This is a genomic window from Arthrobacter sp. G.S.26 (assembly GCF_050847375.1).
GTDB lineage: Bacteria > Actinomycetota > Actinomycetes > Actinomycetales > Micrococcaceae > Arthrobacter.
The window spans coordinates 2,131,243-2,148,077 of sequence record NZ_CP193752.1 but is presented as its reverse complement, the minus strand read 5'-3'; the positions used below and the strand labels follow the sequence as shown (position 1 = coordinate 2,148,077).

The following is a 16,835-nucleotide window of genomic DNA, read 5'->3' as shown; positions in this document are numbered from 1 at the left end:
GGGATCTGCCTGCGATCCTAGCTAGGCGTTTCGAAATTAGCCATCCGAAGATGCCGGCTGCCAGAACAACCAGGCCTGCGATCAGTACGGGCGTCATGGCATGTTCCCCCTAGTGCAGCTTGGAGTAATCAGTGAGATTCAACGAATGAGGGTTCTTCCCGTCGCTCATCGGAGACCCTGGTATCCGCCGAAGAACCTCACGAACTGCCTCGAACTGGAAGGCAGGCTTCCCCGCGGGTTCGAGATCTGACGGGATGCGTTCTACCGGCACTTCGGCGCCCTCGTGCGTGAGCGATCTCCTACTCATCGAATGACGCCCAACGTCGCTTCGGTAGAAGGCTGATTCAGCAGGAAAAGGACCAAACAGGTCGCAACGAGAACCAAACCAGCGACACTTGAGATGACAGTTCTTTTTCTGAACTCCGGTGATCGTCCACGGCGATCTGCCGTTTGCCAGAGAAAGTAGCTTATTCCGAACCCCACGAAGAAGATGCAGCCAGCAACCAGGTAGAGAAGTGCCATGTTCTTGTCCTAATTATTGCTTCAGATATCTACGCTTGCGGTCCGCGGTTGCTGTGTTTCCTGCCGGCCCGCCACCCTGGGAGTGTGGTGTCGAGCATTGCTGCTTTCCGTGGTTCGAGCTTTGAGGCGCGAGCGGTGATCCGTTGGCCATGGAGCCAGAGGCCGAGTTGGCGTTCGTATGGGTCGGTGGTCTTGTTGTGTCGGGGCCAGTCGTTGCCCTCGGCGCGGTAGGCGACGAGTGCTGCGAAGCGGGTGGCCCAGCGGGTTTCGTCCCGTTCCCGGGCCGTGGTCCCGCCAGCGGAGGGGAGCCGGCCCGTGCTGTGGAAGAAGGTAAGGATTTCTTGGAGGTTGGTGCGGCCGGCGGTGGTGGTCCTTGGTGTGCGGGGGAGTAGCTGTTGGTTTGCCTCAGCAAGGCCGGGGTCCTGCCGTTTAGCCAGGGCGAGGTGATATCGGACCGAGGAGCCGGCGACTCTGGCCAGGGTAGCGATCTTCCGGGCGGGTATGCCCTGTCTGTACATCTGGACCCATTCGGGGTTCGGCGCTTCACGCCGGCGCTCGGTCATTTCCTAGGCATCTTCCTCGCTGTGCTGATCGTCTCGGGGGCGTCGGGGCCTATTTTCGTCTGTTCATACGTTTATAGATGATGAACGCGAACAGACTGATGATGCGGAGACCGGGTCCGATGATCTCTGTCTGCATTGCATCGCGGAATGCTTCTCTACCCGAGATGGTGGCGAGCACTTCAGGCGCCCCTGCTTTCGTGGTCTTGTTTGCTGTCGCGGGTTACGGCTCTTTGTGGCCACGTTCCTGCGAATAGAGGTACAGGGCCCCGCATGCAGCTATCCCGAGTGCGAGGAAGAAGACGAGCCAGTTTTGTTGGCTGAGAGCAATGAACACGCCAATGATCATGAACACCAAGGCACTGACGCCGAAACCAGCAGCGATGAGACGGCTCCGGTCACGATTCGACTTTGGCAGCATCAAAACTCCTCCTTGAACGGATAGCGTGGCAGATGTTTCGGGGCCTCACCGTGGCGCATCACGGTGATCTCTTTCATTGACGTAGATGTATCCCGCTGCGGCGAGGGTCACTGCAGCTGGGATGAGAAGAACGAACCAGTTTGAGCTTTCAATGCCGACGTAGACGGCCAAAACCCAGGAAACGACGGCCATAACGCAGTAGCCAAGCCCGACTTTCCTCGCCCGGGACCGGTTGCTGTCTGGTTTGCCCTTGCCTGTGAACATGCGCCTCAATCTGTAGAGAGCCTGACGCTCATCATCCCGGAGAGTTCATGCCGGTGGAGCTTCCTTTCGTATTTCTTTCGCAATGTCTTGTAGGCGCCTCCGCTCGAATTTCTCGCCACGGCTGACCGGGAGGCCTAACCAGTCTCTGCACCGCACCGAACGGCCCACCCTGGCGCGAATTCACCGAGAACAGAGATCTCGACCTGGACTTCGAACTCCACTACTAACCGGTCCCTTGCCCACTACGCTGGGTGATGAGCGGATGTTTCACTGCTCTACGAAATCCCTCCGGCCTCAGGCTGGAGGGATTTCGTTTTTCGCTTCGGATCTACAAAGAATTCTGAGTCCTATTCAGTTGATCGTTCAGAGCTGGAAGGACGATTACCCGCGGCCGTCCTGGGCAGTACAGCCGGCTGGCACGAGCCTCCTGATCAATCGCCGGCGATCGCGGCAGACCTGATGGCCTTCCCCGTGTCTCATAAGTAAAGGGGGAGACCTCAACATAGGTCCGCGTCAGTATGACTGCCACGGCGCAAGTTTTGGAGCAAGCGCAGCAACTCTGACTGCTCGAAAAGCAACTGATCATGCTCCAGCGCTATACGCCGGTCTTCCGCGGCTATCTGTCTCGCATTCCGGCGATCCAGCGCGGAAATGACCAACGCAATTATCGCGGCTACGACGGCCGCGACCACGGCGGCAACCTGAACCCAGAGGGCTATTTCTTCTTTCGTCATGGCTCCACGGTATGTGGCGTCGCCTTGCTACGTGGCCTTGTAAGAAAAGGGGTCTCACTTAGAAGCTGGGAACCTGTCGGCGGCAGCACTCACAAACGACGTATTGTGAGAATTGATCTAATCGAGAACAAAGCTTTCCCTTTTTATTAGAGCTCAGCCCACGTGTATCGGCACACTCGAGTCTGTGGTGGTGCCGTCGCCTAGCCGTATTGACCGCGGTCGTTGTGACCCCAGGCCCATACGCCCCCATCAGTCTTTACCGCGTATCCCGATTCGTAGGCGGTGGTCATGTTCTCAACGCCCGCCAGCTGCGAGACTAGGACGGGAATGGTGGATAGATTGGGACTGAAGTTCCCGAGCTGGCCGTAGTCGTTACTGCCCACGCCCACACCGTTCCGTCAGTCTTCACCGCGTGGACCGAGAAAGAGTCGGCAACCACGTTTCTGACCCCGGTTAAACCCGTTACCTGGACCGACACGTAGGAGTCGGTGGTGGTGCCGTTCCCAAGTTGGCCAAAGAAGCTGTTCAGGCCCCAGGACCACACCGTCCCATCGGTCTTCACCGCGTAAGCAGAACAGTAAGGGCTGACGATACTCTGAACGACGGTTAGGCCCCTGACCTGCACCGGCACGAAGCAGAGATATTGCTCAGGAAGTACCAGCCGGATACCGAACTGCTGGACCTTTCTCAGATCCACAAAGCACACCTCGTTTTAACGTGTCGGCATACTCCTTCAGGAAATCAAATGACAGAGAAAAGTGCTTCCGAAGCAGCCGGCTCCTGTGCCGGTCTCGCAAAAGCAACGACTTATGCCGACTGCTGCAGCGCAAAAGAGGACTCCACTACCTCCCGTGGATCCTCACTCCGAAACACCGCTGTTGCTCATGACGAGGATCGAATCAATGACCTCCCGATAAGGGGCCGGTGCCGGCATAACCCCTCTGACAACCTCAACTTTGGAATGTTCGGAAACTGGCGCGACGATTGGGACAACACATTGCCCTGAGTGGCCACGACAGGTCACTCCAGCCCCAGCGCCGGCCGGCAGCCGTACCGCATCGCAAGCGACTTCTGACTGCTTTGACATCCCTGCTGTCTCCCGCAGGGCTGCATCGCCGGATCTCAGTGATGCGCGTCGACTCAGGTGTCAGTCACTCTCCAGGGCCGGCGGGTGTACATTCGATGCGCATATGCGGGCCTTTCATCAGACCGCAAGGGATCCCGGCCGGACGTTTGTCCGGCCGGCTGATCACATCAGCAGAACATCACCGGGCGCCGGCATCAGCTGCCGATGATGACCGTCCTTGCCGGAGTAAACACCGCCATATAGGAACTGGAGCCAAGGTACCTGGCCTGAAGGACGTGCTTCCCATACTTCAGCGTCGAATGCGTGTAGCCCGCTTTGCCGTTGACCAGCTTCACCGGCGACCCTACTTTGGTGTTCCAGTCGTAAAATTGCACCCATCCCGAAGGCGTGGCTCCGCCAACAACACCGGGTTTGATCACCGCTTGGACCGTAACAGCAGTCCCGGCCGGAATGTCACCGTGATGCGAGGAATGAAACTCGGTCTTCACCGCACCCAGTGCAGGCGTGACTGTGTAGGTCACCGGCGCGGACGTCGACCATCCGTAATTACCTAGCTGGTCCACGTACCTTACGGTGAACATGTGCTGTCCCGCGGGCAGGTTAGTGACGGTAAAGACGTACTGCCACCCCGCCCCTATGTAGTGGTAATCGACCTCAACGCCGTCGATCTCCAGGATGTATTCCCCAACGGGGCGTCCGGTGAGCGGACCGGAAGGCAGCGCCGTGGTCCGGGCCGTGATGGTGATGGGTAGGCCAGCGACGGACGATCCGGCCGGACTGACGGTGATAGCTGTTTGGGCTTTTGGTCCGCTGATGCCCTGTATAGCGAATCTGATGGTCTTGGGCGAAAAGTTGGCGTCGCCCGAATACGCCGCCTTGAAGTAATTCGCCCCCAGAGAAAGAGCGGGCGAGTCCATGAACGTCACGCCCAGGAACGGCTCATCGGTGTTTACATCGCCTACGCTCAGCACCTTGCCGGTGGTGTCGGACAGTAGGCTGACGGTGCCGGACGGGACTTTGGTGCTGGGTAATACGGAATCCACGCCGGCTACGACCTGCACCGGATTGTTCGCGAACGGCAAGCCAAATTCGTTTGCCGTCAGCGTGACCTCCGCCCGGCCCGTCGTGTAGGTGCCGGCAGCCTGCGCCGGCGCCGCGAAGCCCGCACACGCGATGATCGCGGCGGCCATCAATGACAGGACTGGGGAGATCCGATACCGCAGGCTGCGGGCTGCTGCTGGGACCGTGGACTTGGATGAGTTCTCCATGGGGTACCGACTCTCTTTTTCCGATGACATAACGTCACGGAAAGCCCCAGCACCTCCGCAGGCCTGGTGTGGCCAACACCCACAGAATAGGCCCGCTCCAGGGAATGCGATAGGTGTCCGGCTGCGCGAAGTCCGGGACTGGTCTGATTCCCCCCCCTATATGGAGAAAATTCAGCAGGGCTCACCGTGGCTTCCATCTCAACCCCCGCTGAGGCCGGGGACAACGACCTCATGCGGCCAGGCGACCCGTCCTGCCAGGAATAATTCTGTCTTCGTTTCATCGTTGCTACCGGCCTTGGCAACGAAACTCTGACTCCTCGTTCGCGGCCCGCCACAGGAAGACCTCGGGGTCACAGACCAGCTGCGCACGGCGGCTGGGGCAGCGGCCCGGGACGCTGAGTAGCGGTGGTACCTAACGCACCGCAGTTCGCGAATTTCTCTGGTGCGTCCCCTGCCGGCCAAACCGTGGAAGTGGACCTTGGTGTCGACTGGCGCGCGGCCGAGCCCTGGACCGCCTGCCCATGCAGCACCGCCGCGGCCGTGGTGGGGTTAGGCGGCGTCATCGATGGAGGTCAGGATCCAGTGGTCGGTCATCGCTGGCTGGCGCAGCTGCATGGTCCGTAAGGGGGCGCCGCCGTGGAGTTGGACCTGGACTTGCCAGATGGTGACGTCAACAACGGCGGCGCCGGCGGGCACTCTTGTCTGGTTTTCCCACCAGGATTCGCGTTCGTACCGGCGCACAGGGTCCGCGGCGACGCCCCAGATGTGTCCGTCGTACCTCACCGCCAACGGGGTGCCGTCGAGGGTGAAGCGGACGTCGACAACGGGTGCTGTGCTGTGGGGTGTTCGGGGTGGGGGTGGTTAGCCGGCTTTGGCTAGGGGCAGTTCGTCCCAGTGGGTGGTGTATCGGGGGGAGAGCATGTCGCGTTTCATGGTCCAGTTCAGGCCTTGGCGGATCCCGCCGTGTCCGAGTCCGATGGATCCGCGGCCGTAGCGTTTGGTGACGTTTTCAAGGAGGGTGCCGATGTGGCGTTCCTCGTGCGGGTTCTCGAACAGGGAGAGAGGGGATTGGTTTCCGGAGGGGCGCAGGTCGGTGACCATGATCCCGGCTCTGGCGTAGCGGATGCCGTCGACAATTCTGGGCAGCAGCGCGTGGGCTGCCCTGGTGAGGAGGACCGGGTCCGCGGTCGGCATGGGCAGCGGTACACACACGGCGGGGTAGGAGGTGTCGTGGGGGTTGAAGTGGGAGGTCCCGGCGAACGCGGTGAGGACTTTGGCCTGTTGGTCGTGTTTGGCCAGCCGGGCTGCGGCTTGTTGTCCGTAGACGCTCATGACCTGCCGGACACCCGCTGCGGTGGTGATGGGTGTGGCGAACGAACGGGAGAAGATCAGTTGTTCCTTCCCGATACGTTCTTCTTCCATGGGGATACAGGGGCTGCCTTGGAGTTCCAGGACGGTGCGCATCATGACAACGGAGAACCGGTCCCTGATCATGACGGGGTTTGCGGCGGCGAGGTCGTGGATGGAGTGGATCCCCAGGGCGTTGAGGCGTCTGGTGAGTCTGGTGGCCACGCCCCAGATTTCGATGACGGGTAGGGATCGCATTAGCCGTTGCCGTTCCGCTGTGGGCACGGATTCCCAGTGGCAGACCCCGGCGAACCCCGGGTTGTTCTTCGCCCATTTGTTCGCCAGTTTCGCCAGGGTCTTCGTTGGTGCGATCCCGACACAGACCGGGACCCCGATATGGGCCCGGACGGCGTCTTTTATCTCCCGGCCCAGGGTGCGGAGGTGGGTGGGTTCGCCTTTGACGCCGAGGAAGGCTTCATCGATGCTGTAGACCTCGAGCCAGGCCGAGTACCGGCCCAGCAGCTCCATGACCCGTGAGCTGATGTCGCCGTAGAGCTCGTAGTTACTCGACAGTGCGATCAGCCCCCATTCCTTGGCGCGGGGGGCGATTTTGAACCACGGGTCACCCATGCCGATACCGAGGGCTTTGGCTTCGGGGGAGCGGGTGACTGCGCACCCGTCATTGTTCGAAAGCACGATCACGGGTTTGCCTTCCAGGGACGGATTGAACGCCCGTTCCGCGGAAGCGTAGAAGCAGTTCACATCCACATGGGCGATCTGCGGCATATGCCGCATCAACGCCGGCTTCGACACGGACCGGGCCCCTAGACGTGGTGAAGGCATCGGGTCGCGACACCCCAAATGGTCAGATCCGACAGGGCCGGGACTTCAATGTCGGGGTAGCGGGGGTTCTCAGACTGCAGGATCACTTTGCCGGCGGTCATCCGCAGCCGCTTGATCGTCAACTCCCCGTCCAGGACAGCGACAACAACGGACCCGTCCGTGGGCCGCAGGGCACGGTTGACGATGAGCTCATCCCCGTCGCTGATCCCCGCGCCCTCCATCGACTCCCCGGACACCCGCACCACATAGGTGCTGGTGACGTCCTTGATCAGGTGCGCATTCAAATCGATCCGCCCATCAAAATAGTCCTGCGCCGGCGACGGGAAACCCGCCGCGACCGGCACTGGAGAGAGTAACGCCGAAACCAACGACACGCCCGCGTCTATCACGCGGGGACCAACAACAACGCTCACAACACACCTTTATTCGAATATATGTTCGACTCTTTGAGTGTACGCCGGGACGCTGACATTCGGGGTGCCGACCGGGAGGGTTGAACCCACGGGGGACAGCTTTGAGCTGTTCGCAAGGGCTTCATCTGCCCGCCAATGGGCACTGCCGACCTATAGCAAGGTCCACGGCGCGGCAGGAACCCAGGAATCCCGATTCGACTGGCGACGTGGCGCGGACGTGCAGGCTTGGCGCCTGCAGGGCTGCTCTGCGACCCGTGCCCGCGTGGTTCTGCTAAGTTGGCCGGGTGAGGTTCTTTCCCTACCTGGTGGCCATCTTCCTGGCATTGGCCGTGGGGGTAGTGGCGTTTTTGGACGTGCCGCTTTGGTCGAAAGCCCTCGCCGTGGTCTGGATTGCATCCCCATGGGTTGTGAACGCGTTCCGGCTGAGACAAGGCAAGCGGATTGCTGCTGAGTTAGCTTCGCACTGTTCAAGCTCGGTGCAGGACCGGATTCTGCACGACTACCGTCAACGCAAATAGCACTCTGAATTAGCCCATGAGTCCCGTTGATGCCTGTACAAGCATCCCGGGCCCGGCAAAGGCTCAAGCCCTCCGGGCCTTTGTCGAAAACGGGGAAACGGAACCCAACTGACCGGCTGACCACATAGCGATCCCCGCATCTTCAGGATCCAGGTGGGTCAGAGAAAGAGTCCCGCACCAGCTGGTCGTTGGCCGGCACGCCCGTGGCGGATTTCCAGCCGGGGGAGTAGTGGGTGGAATGTAAAGCAGGTACTGATTACTGTGCCCGGTTTGCGATTGGGCCGCATAGCTTGGTGGGTATCGCGTCAGGCAAGCATTGGTACGGAGGGGGTTAAAACCTGCCCGGCCGCTCTTGTACGTGAGCAGCACGGCCGTACCAGTCCGGGACAGGAATCGACAGGATATGGCTCCGGGACATGCCCCGAAACTCGGGGCGGCCGGCGAACTGAAGGGGACCAGTCCATGCAAAGGCGCACGACATTCACAACCCTTATCCTGACCGCGCTCCTTGCCCTCGCGGGGTGTGGAACAGGCACCGGAACAGAGCCGGTAACCTCCGCTGCACCTGAACCATCCGCCAGCCCGGAACCCAGCCCTGCGAAGACCTACACGGATGCAGACCTCAGCTCCGTGATGGCCACCCTGAAGGACGCCCAGGGCCGCGACCTGACGGTGGTTCCCGCGGCGCAGATCGACCAGGGCATCATCAAAGCCAAAGAGCTCCTGAAAACAGCCGTGTTCTCCCCGCCGGAGTGCAAGGCCTTTTCCGATAGCAATGCCCAGGTCCCCGAAGGCAGCACCTACGCTGCCGGAACCACCGTGTCAGCGGAAGAAAAGACATCGATCGTGGTGACCGTCATTGCCCTCAAAAACGCCCAGGAAATGACCGATCAGCTGGAAGCTTCACAAAAAGCGGCCGCCGCGTGCAGCAACTTCACCATCGAACTTGGCGGACAGAAGATCACCACCGAAGTCCAGCAAATAGCCGCGAAAACCGCCGGAGACCAATCATTCGCCGCCCTGGGTAAGCAAACCCTTGCCACCGGGGAAGCCCAGACAACGCTGACCATGACAGGCATCAAAGGGACCCTGGCAGCCACGGCCGTGAAAGCCGGACCGGCAGTCACTCCGAACGACGCGCGGGAGCTGGCCCAACTCATCGACACCATCCTGGCCCACGGCTAACGAAACACCCTGCCACGAAGTCCACGGTATATGGCCCAGGGCACCGTCGCTGGACGCGGGTGATCATGGAAAAATGCGAGGATTCTTGTCTTACTTGACATAATGTAGATTATCGGCGTTTAGAACAATCGAGTAGAAGTGGCTATGAAAACTCCCGGCCCATCACGAATCCGACGACGCGTACTCGGCCGCCGCTAACGCCCATGTACTGTTCAAGTTGTTATCGACTCCTCAAAGTTCATTGGCAACGCACCGGCATGATTCATGTGACAAGTCGCCCAAGTGAACTACCAATACCGGATAGTCAGTTCTAGAGCGGCGCTGTCCACAATGAAGATAACGACTGCTTGTTTGTCTGTTTCCAGAGCCGCACGACGGACCTGCCCGGGGAGCCGCTCCGTGCCACGAATACCCGCGCAGGCCAGTTTGGGAATGTGGCGGAAGAGAGGCTGAGTGTAGGCTCGCACCATCAAGGTTTGTACCGACCAATCGGCTGGGGGGAAGCATTGGCCACCGACTCAGTTTCGTTGATTGCCGAGCAGAAACGTTCGGCACGTGCCTACGCCGGCCGCAGCCGCATCGGTGGACTGGCGCTCCTCGAGGAACCGGATGAAGTATGTGAGTTACGTGTGGAATCTTGGTTGCCTCGGCCGGCTGACGTTGTGATCGATTTCTGCCTCCAGCGTCAAAATTTCATTGCGATTATGCCTGGCGCCATGCAGGTCATTTGGTCGTCAACCGAGACGGGCGAACTGGGCGGCACCTACCATTTCCGTTGGTGGCTGAAGAACGTGGTCCCTGTGCAGTGGGTGGCGTTCATCGACTCCTACAGGCCAGGTTCTGAATTCAGCGACCAGCAGGTGCGGGGCTTCTTCCGGTACTTCCACCACACCCATACTGCGGTGGACGACGGCGCCGGGAGCCGCTATACCGACACCCTGCGTTTCGCCGGTCCGTTCGGGGCACGGGTGGACCGCACGTTGCTCGTGGGCCAGCTGCGCAGGACATTCGAAGCACGGCATCAGCGGATGAACCGGATGCTCCCGGTACTCCCCTAGCCATCGAACCGCCGACGCCCCGAAAACGCCGGGCGAAAGACGCCATGAACCCCATGTGCCTAAGATATTCACATGCCTACACGTGTTCACGAGTTTGCCTGGCCTGACCGGGTCGTCGTTGGCACCATCGGCCTCCCCGGGGCGCGCACGTTTTATCTGCAGGTGCGCGCCGGGACGCAGATCGTGACCATCGCCCTTGAAAAGCAGCAGTCAGCCCTGCTCGCCGAAAAGGTCGACGAAATCCTCGACCAACTCATCACCATCGACGGCAACCCGTTCAGCGTCCCCACGGGCACTCCCATCGAACTTGTCGACAACGATCAGCTCGAGCCCGTCCAGGAACAGTTCCGGACCGGCGCGATGAGCCTCGGGTGGGACCCCACGACGGCGCAGGTTGTCGTCGAGGCCTACCCGCTCACCGACGCCGATCCCGAGGATATCGACGACGCTGAGGAAACCGAAAAACTTCTGGTCCGGATGCCCGTAGGAACAGCCCGCGCGTTCGCCAAGCGCACGCGCGAAATCGTGGGTGCCGGCCGTCCGATGTGCCCGCTCTGCGGTTACCCCATGGACGCCGACGGGCATACCTGCACAGTTCCCGAAGGCTGACGCCGACGGCGCGCACCGGGAAGTCCTGCAATATAGGCAGCAGCCCGCAAAGCAAGGCTTAGTGGGTGGCGCCGGCTGACATTTCAACATCGGTTCGGGTGCGCAGGCTTGCGCGGATGACGGCGGCGATTCCGTTGGCTGCCGTTTCCACCGTCATCGACGGGGCGGCGCTGCCCGGCGGGACTTGTTCTGGAAGGTACGGAAGGTGGACAAAGCCGCCCCGGGCACCGGGCCTGTCCGCGAGGGCATGCATCAGGGCGTAAAAAATGTGGTTGCACACGTAAGTGCCTGCCGTCTGCGAGACCTCGCCGTCGATGCCCGCAAGGTCGAGATCCCGAAGCGCAGCCTTGATGGGAAGGGTGGAGAAGTATGCGGCCGGTCCGCCGGGGACAACTTCCTGATCAATGGGCCGCCCGCCCTTGTTATCCGGGATGCGGGCGTCATCGCAGTTGATGGCCACGCGTTCGAGGGACACCCGTCCCCTGCCGCCCGCCAGGCCTGCGCAGACCACCAGCTCCGGATCCAGTCGGGTAATGGCTTCCCGGAGGACCTCCGCCGATTCACCGAAGACGCAAGGCAGCTCCATCGCCTCCACCGCAAGGCCTTCGGCCCGAAGGATCGCCACTGCCCGGCGCGCAGCCAGCCAGGATGGATTTATTTTCTCGTGTCCGAACGGCTCGAAGCCGGTAATCAGGATCATGGGTTCCACCCTAACCAGCCTGCCTCTCCCCCGGCATGCCTAGACTGAAAGCGTGAGCCAACCCCTGGATGAAGGACCGTTCTTTCACGGTACAAAAGCCGATCTCCGCGACGGCGATTTCCTCAGGGCCGGATTCCGGTCCAACTATCGTCCGGAGGTGGTGATGAACCATATCTATTTCACCGCCCTGAAGGACGGTGCCGGACTCGCCGCGGAACTCGCACCTGGCGACGGGGCCCCGCGCGTCTACGCCGTGGAGCCCACCGGGGCGTTCGAAAACGACCCCAACGTGACCGACAAAAAATTCCCGGGGAATCCCACCCGGTCGTTCCGCAGTGCAGAGCCGCTGCGGGTCATCGGCGAGGTCACTGACTGGACCCGACTGACGCCCGCTGCGCTGCTGGCCTGGCAGGAGCGGCTGGCGGTACTGCGCTCGGACCAAAGTGCCAAAATCATCAATTGACCAGGATCCTGCCCTTTCCAGGGCCCGGCCCGGCTGGGTAGCGTGCTGTGCATGGCCATCAAACTTGAAAACGTCGGCATTGCCGTTCGCGACATCGAAGCAACCATCGCCTTCTTCACCGACCTCGGTCTCACAGTGGTGGGCCGGGACACCGTCAGCGGAGAATGGGCCGATACCGCCGTGGGCCTCGACGGCAACCATGCCAAAATTGCGATGCTCCAGACACCCGATGGCCACGGCACCCTGGAGCTCTTCGAATACATCCATCCGGACGCCATCGAAACGGAGCCCACCCTCCCCAACGAGATCGGCATGCACCGCGTCGCGTTCTCCGTCGACAACATCGACGCTGCCCTGGAGATCGCCGCGAAGCACGGCTGCCGGCCACTGCGTGGAGTTGCCACCTACGGGGACGTCTACAAACTCTCCTACGTCCGGGGCCCCAGCGGAATCATTGTGATGCTCGCCGAGGCATTGAACACAAAAAACTGACGGCGGCGCCGAAGCAGGGCTGCTCACCGGCTCCCCCATTAATAGATTGTGCAGGTCAACGGCCCAAAGCATTGTCTTCTTCCGGAGGCTCGCCAAGAATGAACCAATGACGGTCTATGTGCGGGCACTCGAAACAGCAGTTCCAAAAACCACCCTGGTCCAGTCCGAGGCGCGTGACGTGTTCGCTGCCCAACCCGGCTTGACCCGGCTCGGATCGCGGCTGGTCAGCACGTGTTTCGACTCGGCCGCCATCGACACCCGCTACACCGCCGTGGATGAACTGACCAAGGACTTCCGCGCGGACGATCCGCAGTTCTTCGACCCGGCCACCGGGCTCCTGCTGAATCCCAGCACCAAGGTGCGCAATGAAATCTTCGGCCGGGAAGCCACCAAGCTCTTTGTTGAAGCTGCCGCTGCAGCCGTCGGGGCCTGCACTGACCTCAGCCCGGGCGACGTCACGCACCTCATCACGGTGTCCTGCACCGGCTTCTTCAACCCCGGCCCGGACTACAAAATCGTCCGGGAACTGGGACTGAACCCCTCTGTGCAGCGTTACCACCTCGGCTTTATGGGCTGTTATGCAGCCTTTCCCGCCCTCCGCGCCGCGAAGCTGTTCTGCGAGGCGGACCCGGGCGCCGTGGTGCTGGTAGTTTGTGCAGAACTCTGCTCGTTGCACGTCCGGACCTCCAACGACCCCGACACCATCATGGGGTCGGCGCTGTTCGCGGACGGAGCCGCGGCCGCCGTCGTGACCTCCCAACCCGCCCCGGACGGGACGGCGCTGCTGCAGCTGGACCACTTCGAGACGGTCCTGACGCCGGTGGGCGAGGACTCCATGGCGTGGAACATCGGTGACCACGGCTTCGAGATGGTTTTGGGCAACTACGTCCCGCACATCATCGATGACCACATCGTGGGGGCGCTCGAGCCGCTCCTGGCCCGCGACCCGGACCTGGTGCCACTCCCCTACACCGCCATCCGGCACTGGGCCATCCATCCCGGCGGGCGGAGCATCCTGGACAAAGTCCAGTCCCGCCTGGGCCTGACGGACCAGCAGCTGGTGCCGGCCCGGGAAACCCTCCGCAACTACGGCAACATGAGCAGCGCCACCGTCCTGTTTGTCCTCAAGTACATTCTGGAACAGGAACCGGAGCCGGGCGATGAACGGATCTGCTCCATGGCTTTCGGGCCGGGCCTGACAGTGGAAACTGCCCTGTTCACCAAACTGCCGCGCACCTCCGCCGCGGCCGGCAGCGAAACCGTTTCCGGCCGAGCCTCGCTGCAGGAAGCGCCGGTGGCCTGACCCGGTGCGACTCCTGCTGAGCGAGCGGGCGGTGGACGCCGTGGAACTGATGGACCGCCCCGACTGCAACCCCGTGCTGCTCGAAAATACCTACCGCCAGTTCGGCCCGGTGAACCGGCTGTTTTCCGGCTGGCGGGGACTGTACCGCCGGGAACTGCGGCCGCTCCTCGCCACGGCGGTCCGGCCGGTCTCCCTGCTGGACATCGGCTGCGGCGGGGGCGACCTCGCCACCCTGCTTGCCCGGTGGGCCGCCCGGGACGGGCTGCGGCTTGACCTGACGGGCATCGATCCTGACCCCCGTGCTGCCGCGTTTGCGTTGCGGCGCCCTGCCCGGCCGGGTGTCCTGTTCCGCCAGGCCCACAGCCGGGACCTTGTGGCCGAGGGACGCAGGTACGACGTGGTGATTTCCAACCACGTCATCCATCACTTGCCGCCGGAACAGCTCAGCGAGCTGCTGTCCCATTCCGAACAGCTGGCCACACGATCGGTCCTGCACAACGACCTGCGCCGCAGCCCCACGGCGTTTGCCCTTTTCAGCGCCGCAGCCCTGCCGTTCCGGAACTCCTTTATCCGCGCGGACGGGCTCACCTCCATCCGGCGCAGCTATACCCCGGCCGAGTTGCGGGCTGCCGCTCCCCAGGGGTGGCAGGTGGAACTGAACCAGGCGTTCCACCAGGTGCTCACCTTCCGGCACGGCTGATATGGAAACGGATGTGGTCATAGTGGGCGGCGGTCCGGTGGGGCTTTACCTGGCTGCCCTGCTGCTCCAGGCCGGCGTCCGCGTCCGGGTCCTGGAGCAGCGGCCATCCCCCAACGGGCACTCCCGTGCCATCGGCATCCACCCTCCGGCGCTGGCGGCGCTTGAGGACGTCGGGCTTGCCTCCGCCCTGGTCCACGCCGGCGTCCCCATCCGCCGAGGCCTGGCCATCAGCGGCGGCAGGACGGTAGGTGCCATGGAATTCAGCAGCGTTTCGCGCCGTTATCCCTTTGTCCTGGCGCTCCCCCAGCACCGGACGGAGCAGCTCCTGGCAGAACGCGTCCGGACCCTGGACCCGGACGCGCTGGTGCGGGGTGCACGGGTCACGGGCGTAGCGGACGACGGCGGACAGGTTGCCGTCAGCGTTGGGCCCGGCCTGGGTGCCGCGGACCCGGCCCGCGGCTACGCGGCACAGGTGGTCATCGCCGCGGACGGGGCCCGGTCCGGCCTGCGGCAGCAGCTGGGTGTACCCGTCGCCCGGAAAACGTATCCGGACCATTACCTGATGGGTGATTTCGCCGATGCCGGCACCCATGGAGAAACGGCCGTCCTGTTCCTGGAACGGCACGGCATAGTGGAATCCTTTCCGCTGCCCGGTGGCGTCCGCCGCTGGGTGGTCCGCCTCGGGGCACCCGCACCCGCAGTTGCCATGGATCCGCTGCATCTTGCCCACCTGGTCCGAGACCGGACGGGAATCCTGCCCGAGCCAGGCAGCAACTCCATGCTGAGCGCCTTCTCCGTCCACACCACCGCCGCCAGGAAAACAGTCATCGGCCGGGTGGTCCTGCTGGGTGATGCCGCCCACGAAATCAGTCCCATCGGCGGGCAGGGCATGAACCTGGGCTGGCTGGATGCCCAGGCCCTGGCCCCCGTGATCCAGCGCGTGCTGACCGGCACCGCCACGCCCGCGGAGGTGTGCCGCTATGAGTCCGGCAGGCGGCAGGCCGCCGCCCGGGCCGCCCGGCAGGCCGGAATCAACATGATGCTGGGCCGGCCGCTCCCACCGGCGTTGCTGGGCCTGCGGAACGCCGCCCTGGCCGCGGTCGCGTCCAGCCCGCCTGTGAACCGCTGGGTGGCCCGCCGGTTCACCATGCAGTGACCGGGGCGGAGCCTACCGGTAGTAGCAGTCGTAGCTGGCCTGGCTGGTGATCAGGCCGTCGCTGACTTCGAACACGGAGGAAGTGCTGGCGCGGATGGTTTCGCCGCGGTCCCAGTAACGCAGGTCCATGCGGACCGTGGCGGACCAGTCGGCTTCCACCACAACGCGTCCGTCCCCGCTGGTGGTCCGCTTGATCACAAACTCCTGGCCGGAAACAACTTCGGAGCTCTGGTCCGCTCCTTGCAGCACCTGGGCCAGGTTCCGGGTGGCACCCTCGGGCGCCAGCAGGTGCGGCGCCTCCACCAGCGTGAAGGTATCCGCCAGGAAGGGCCTCAGTTGCGCCGCGCCGCCGCCGGCTTCCAGGGTCCGGATGAACTCAAGCACCAGCTCACGCGGGGATGAAACACGTTGGGGTTCAATGGCCATGCCTTCGAGACTAACCCAGCCGCCGGCCGTGCACGCCCGGCGGCGCCGCTAGGCTTTGCCCATGAGCAACAATCCTCCGGAAACAACCCAGAGCCCGGCGCAGATCGCCGAACAGGTCGAGGCCATGCTGGCCACCGATAACCTGCCGCCCATTGTGCAGGCGGGACACCCGGTGCTGCGGCAGCGTGCAGCCGCCTACGACGGCCAGCTGCCCGGCGACCAGCTGGAACGGCTGATCGAGTTGATGCGGCGGGTTATGCATGATGCGCCCGGCGTGGGACTCGCCGCACCGCAGTTGGGCATCCCGCTGCAGCTGGCGGTCCTGGAGGACAAATTCGACGTCGACCCGGAGGCGGCAGCGCTCAGGCGGCGGGAACCGCTGGACTTCCTGGCCATCGTCAATCCCCGGTACACGCCGCTGGGAGCCAGCCACGCCTCGTTCTACGAAGGCTGCCTGTCACTGAACGGACTGCAGGCAGTGGTGGCCCGGCCGGAAACCGTCCGGCTCGACTTCCTGACGGTCGACGGCGGTGCGGTGCAGCGGGAATTTTTCGGCTGGCAGGCCAGGATTGTCCAACATGAGACGGACCACCTGAACGGGGTTCTGTACGTGGACCGCGCCCAGTTGCGCTCGCTGAGCAGCAACGCCGAATACGCTGCGCACTGGGCGGGCCCCGGCATCGACAAGGCCAGCGAAGGGCTGGGGTTCGACGCCGGACCGGCGGGTATCAGCGTCGCCTGACGGCAGCGGCCGCGGCACTGCGCC

General features: G+C 62.9%; 23 protein-coding genes. 11 read left to right on the top strand and 12 right to left on the bottom strand.

The annotated features are described in order from the left end of the window. Positions 1–303 precede the first annotated feature (303 nt). The 4 genes from ACRB8A_RS09750 to ACRB8A_RS09735 all read right to left on the bottom strand — a co-directional run bounded on the left by ACRB8A_RS09750 (position 304) and on the right by ACRB8A_RS09735 (position 1,767). Positions 304–522 carry a hypothetical protein gene (locus tag ACRB8A_RS09750; RefSeq protein ID WP_432244582.1) on the bottom strand — a complete coding sequence of 73 codons (219 nt, stop codon included), beginning with the start codon at positions 520–522 and terminating at the stop codon, positions 304–306. A gap of 29 nt (positions 523–551) precedes the next feature. Then, on the bottom strand, positions 552–1,085 hold the full coding sequence (locus ACRB8A_RS09745) for a helicase associated domain-containing protein (RefSeq protein ID WP_056600281.1): 534 nt from the start codon (positions 1,083–1,085) through the stop codon (positions 552–554). A gap of 220 nt (positions 1,086–1,305) precedes the next feature. Beyond that, a complete protein-coding gene (locus ACRB8A_RS09740) occupies positions 1,306–1,503 on the bottom strand; it encodes a hypothetical protein (protein WP_050687193.1) in 198 nt (65 codons plus the stop codon). A 45-nt stretch (positions 1,504–1,548) separates the two neighbouring features. Further along, the gene (locus tag ACRB8A_RS09735; protein ID WP_157371002.1) at positions 1,549–1,767 is read right to left on the bottom strand and encodes a hypothetical protein; all 219 of its coding nucleotides are present in this window, start codon (positions 1,765–1,767) and stop codon (positions 1,549–1,551) included. A gap of 584 nt (positions 1,768–2,351) precedes the next feature. Between ACRB8A_RS09735 and ACRB8A_RS09730 the strand changes: the two genes are divergently transcribed. Continuing rightward, positions 2,352–2,651 carry a hypothetical protein gene (locus ACRB8A_RS09730; RefSeq protein WP_157371003.1) on the top strand — a complete coding sequence of 100 codons (300 nt, stop codon included), beginning with the start codon at positions 2,352–2,354 and terminating at the stop codon, positions 2,649–2,651. Between the two features lie 50 nt (positions 2,652–2,701). On the opposite strand, the gene ACRB8A_RS09725 is transcribed toward ACRB8A_RS09730, so the two are convergent. The 6 genes from ACRB8A_RS09725 to ACRB8A_RS09700 all read right to left on the bottom strand — a co-directional run bounded on the left by ACRB8A_RS09725 (position 2,702) and on the right by ACRB8A_RS09700 (position 7,459). Continuing rightward, positions 2,702–2,791: a hypothetical protein gene (locus tag ACRB8A_RS09725; protein WP_432244581.1), complete on the bottom strand. Its 90-nt coding sequence runs from the start codon at positions 2,789–2,791 to the stop codon at positions 2,702–2,704. Positions 2,792–2,817: 26 nt separating this feature from the next. Then, entirely contained in the window at positions 2,818–3,045 is a 228-nt protein-coding gene (locus ACRB8A_RS09720) for a hypothetical protein (protein ID WP_432246031.1), read from the bottom strand. A gap of 737 nt (positions 3,046–3,782) precedes the next feature. Next, positions 3,783–4,778, bottom strand: coding sequence for an Ig-like domain-containing protein (locus ACRB8A_RS09715; RefSeq protein WP_432244580.1), 996 nt, complete (start codon positions 4,776–4,778; stop codon positions 3,783–3,785). Between the two features lie 627 nt (positions 4,779–5,405). Next, on the bottom strand, positions 5,406–5,639 hold the full coding sequence (locus ACRB8A_RS09710; protein WP_432244579.1) for a hypothetical protein: 234 nt from the start codon (positions 5,637–5,639) through the stop codon (positions 5,406–5,408). A gap of 78 nt (positions 5,640–5,717) precedes the next feature. Continuing rightward, positions 5,718–6,998: a Y-family DNA polymerase gene (locus ACRB8A_RS09705; RefSeq protein ID WP_432244578.1), complete on the bottom strand. Its 1,281-nt coding sequence runs from the start codon at positions 6,996–6,998 to the stop codon at positions 5,718–5,720. 29 nt (positions 6,999–7,027) lie between these two features. Next, a complete protein-coding gene (locus ACRB8A_RS09700; RefSeq protein ID WP_432244577.1) occupies positions 7,028–7,459 on the bottom strand; it encodes a LexA family protein in 432 nt (143 codons plus the stop codon). A gap of 284 nt (positions 7,460–7,743) precedes the next feature. Here ACRB8A_RS09700 and ACRB8A_RS09695 point away from each other — a divergent pair, with 284 nt between their 5' ends. The 4 genes from ACRB8A_RS09695 (at position 7,744) to ACRB8A_RS09680 (ending at position 10,829) form a co-directional block, all read left to right on the top strand. Further along, a complete protein-coding gene (locus tag ACRB8A_RS09695) occupies positions 7,744–7,977 on the top strand; it encodes a hypothetical protein (protein ID WP_157371004.1) in 234 nt (77 codons plus the stop codon). 462 nt (positions 7,978–8,439) lie between these two features. Beyond that, the gene (locus ACRB8A_RS09690) at positions 8,440–9,162 is read left to right on the top strand and encodes a hypothetical protein (protein ID WP_157371005.1); all 723 of its coding nucleotides are present in this window, start codon (positions 8,440–8,442) and stop codon (positions 9,160–9,162) included. Positions 9,163–9,878: 716 nt separating this feature from the next. Then, on the top strand, positions 9,879–10,220 hold the full coding sequence (locus ACRB8A_RS09685; protein WP_432244576.1) for a hypothetical protein: 342 nt from the start codon (positions 9,879–9,881) through the stop codon (positions 10,218–10,220). A gap of 72 nt (positions 10,221–10,292) precedes the next feature. After that, a complete protein-coding gene (locus ACRB8A_RS09680) occupies positions 10,293–10,829 on the top strand; it encodes a DUF3090 domain-containing protein (protein WP_050687209.1) in 537 nt (178 codons plus the stop codon). 58 nt (positions 10,830–10,887) lie between these two features. On the opposite strand, the gene pcp is transcribed toward ACRB8A_RS09680, so the two are convergent. Beyond that, the gene (gene pcp / locus ACRB8A_RS09675; protein WP_432244575.1) at positions 10,888–11,529 is read right to left on the bottom strand and encodes a pyroglutamyl-peptidase I; all 642 of its coding nucleotides are present in this window, start codon (positions 11,527–11,529) and stop codon (positions 10,888–10,890) included. Between the two features lie 52 nt (positions 11,530–11,581). On the opposite strand from pcp, the gene arr reads away from it, so the two are divergent. The 5 genes from arr (at position 11,582) to ACRB8A_RS09650 (ending at position 15,643) form a co-directional block, all read left to right on the top strand. Continuing rightward, positions 11,582–11,992 (top strand): NAD(+)--rifampin ADP-ribosyltransferase, encoded by a 411-nt coding sequence (gene arr, locus ACRB8A_RS09670; protein WP_050687211.1) that lies wholly within the window; start codon positions 11,582–11,584, stop codon positions 11,990–11,992. Between the two features lie 51 nt (positions 11,993–12,043). Next, on the top strand, positions 12,044–12,484 hold the full coding sequence (locus tag ACRB8A_RS09665) for a VOC family protein (protein ID WP_050687213.1): 441 nt from the start codon (positions 12,044–12,046) through the stop codon (positions 12,482–12,484). A 106-nt stretch (positions 12,485–12,590) separates the two neighbouring features. Further along, positions 12,591–13,787, top strand: a complete 1,197-nt coding sequence (locus ACRB8A_RS09660) for a type III polyketide synthase (protein WP_432244574.1) — start codon at positions 12,591–12,593, stop codon at positions 13,785–13,787. Between the two features lie 13 nt (positions 13,788–13,800). Further along, entirely contained in the window at positions 13,801–14,487 is a 687-nt protein-coding gene (locus tag ACRB8A_RS09655) for a class I SAM-dependent methyltransferase (RefSeq protein WP_432246030.1), read from the top strand. 1 nt (position 14,488) lies between these two features. Beyond that, a complete protein-coding gene (locus tag ACRB8A_RS09650) occupies positions 14,489–15,643 on the top strand; it encodes an FAD-dependent oxidoreductase (protein ID WP_432244573.1) in 1,155 nt (384 codons plus the stop codon). 12 nt (positions 15,644–15,655) lie between these two features. Here the strand turns inward: ACRB8A_RS09650 and ACRB8A_RS09645 are convergent, their stop codons facing one another. Then, on the bottom strand, positions 15,656–16,069 hold the full coding sequence (locus ACRB8A_RS09645; RefSeq protein WP_432244572.1) for a nuclear transport factor 2 family protein: 414 nt from the start codon (positions 16,067–16,069) through the stop codon (positions 15,656–15,658). Between the two features lie 61 nt (positions 16,070–16,130). Between ACRB8A_RS09645 and ACRB8A_RS09640 the strand changes: the two genes are divergently transcribed. After that, complete coding sequence (locus tag ACRB8A_RS09640; protein ID WP_432244571.1) at positions 16,131–16,811, top strand: peptide deformylase; 681 nt, start codon at positions 16,131–16,133, stop codon at positions 16,809–16,811. Positions 16,812–16,835: the final 24 nt, after the last annotated feature.

Bases quoted from the DNA above. Each gene is read 5' to 3' on its own strand.
- ACRB8A_RS09725 (WP_432244581.1), bottom strand. From the start codon at position 2,791: ATGACCACCGCCTACGAATCGGGATACGCGGTAAAGACTGATGGGGGC.
- pcp (WP_432244575.1), bottom strand. From the start codon at position 11,529: ATGATCCTGATTACCGGCTTCGAGCCGTTCGGACACGAGAAAATAAAT.
- ACRB8A_RS09640 (WP_432244571.1), top strand. From the start codon at position 16,131: ATGAGCAACAATCCTCCGGAAACAACCCAGAGCCCGGCGCAGATCGCC.
- ACRB8A_RS09730 (WP_157371003.1), top strand. From the start codon at position 2,352: ATGCTCCAGCGCTATACGCCGGTCTTCCGCGGCTATCTGTCTCGCATT.
- ACRB8A_RS09645 (WP_432244572.1), bottom strand. From the start codon at position 16,069: ATGGCCATTGAACCCCAACGTGTTTCATCCCCGCGTGAGCTGGTGCTT.
- ACRB8A_RS09690 (WP_157371005.1), top strand. From the start codon at position 8,440: ATGCAAAGGCGCACGACATTCACAACCCTTATCCTGACCGCGCTCCTT.
- ACRB8A_RS09665 (WP_050687213.1), top strand. From the start codon at position 12,044: ATGGCCATCAAACTTGAAAACGTCGGCATTGCCGTTCGCGACATCGAA.
- ACRB8A_RS09685 (WP_432244576.1), top strand. From the start codon at position 9,879: ATGCAGGTCATTTGGTCGTCAACCGAGACGGGCGAACTGGGCGGCACC.
- ACRB8A_RS09740 (WP_050687193.1), bottom strand. From the start codon at position 1,503: ATGCTGCCAAAGTCGAATCGTGACCGGAGCCGTCTCATCGCTGCTGGT.
- ACRB8A_RS09735 (WP_157371002.1), bottom strand. From the start codon at position 1,767: ATGTTCACAGGCAAGGGCAAACCAGACAGCAACCGGTCCCGGGCGAGG.
- ACRB8A_RS09680 (WP_050687209.1), top strand. From the start codon at position 10,293: ATGCCTACACGTGTTCACGAGTTTGCCTGGCCTGACCGGGTCGTCGTT.
- ACRB8A_RS09660 (WP_432244574.1), top strand. From the start codon at position 12,591: ATGACGGTCTATGTGCGGGCACTCGAAACAGCAGTTCCAAAAACCACC.
- ACRB8A_RS09715 (WP_432244580.1), bottom strand. From the start codon at position 4,778: ATGGCCGCCGCGATCATCGCGTGTGCGGGCTTCGCGGCGCCGGCGCAG.
- ACRB8A_RS09705 (WP_432244578.1), bottom strand. From the start codon at position 6,998: ATGCGGCATATGCCGCAGATCGCCCATGTGGATGTGAACTGCTTCTAC.
- ACRB8A_RS09745 (WP_056600281.1), bottom strand. From the start codon at position 1,085: ATGACCGAGCGCCGGCGTGAAGCGCCGAACCCCGAATGGGTCCAGATG.
- ACRB8A_RS09750 (WP_432244582.1), bottom strand. From the start codon at position 522: ATGGCACTTCTCTACCTGGTTGCTGGCTGCATCTTCTTCGTGGGGTTC.
- ACRB8A_RS09650 (WP_432244573.1), top strand. From the start codon at position 14,489: ATGGAAACGGATGTGGTCATAGTGGGCGGCGGTCCGGTGGGGCTTTAC.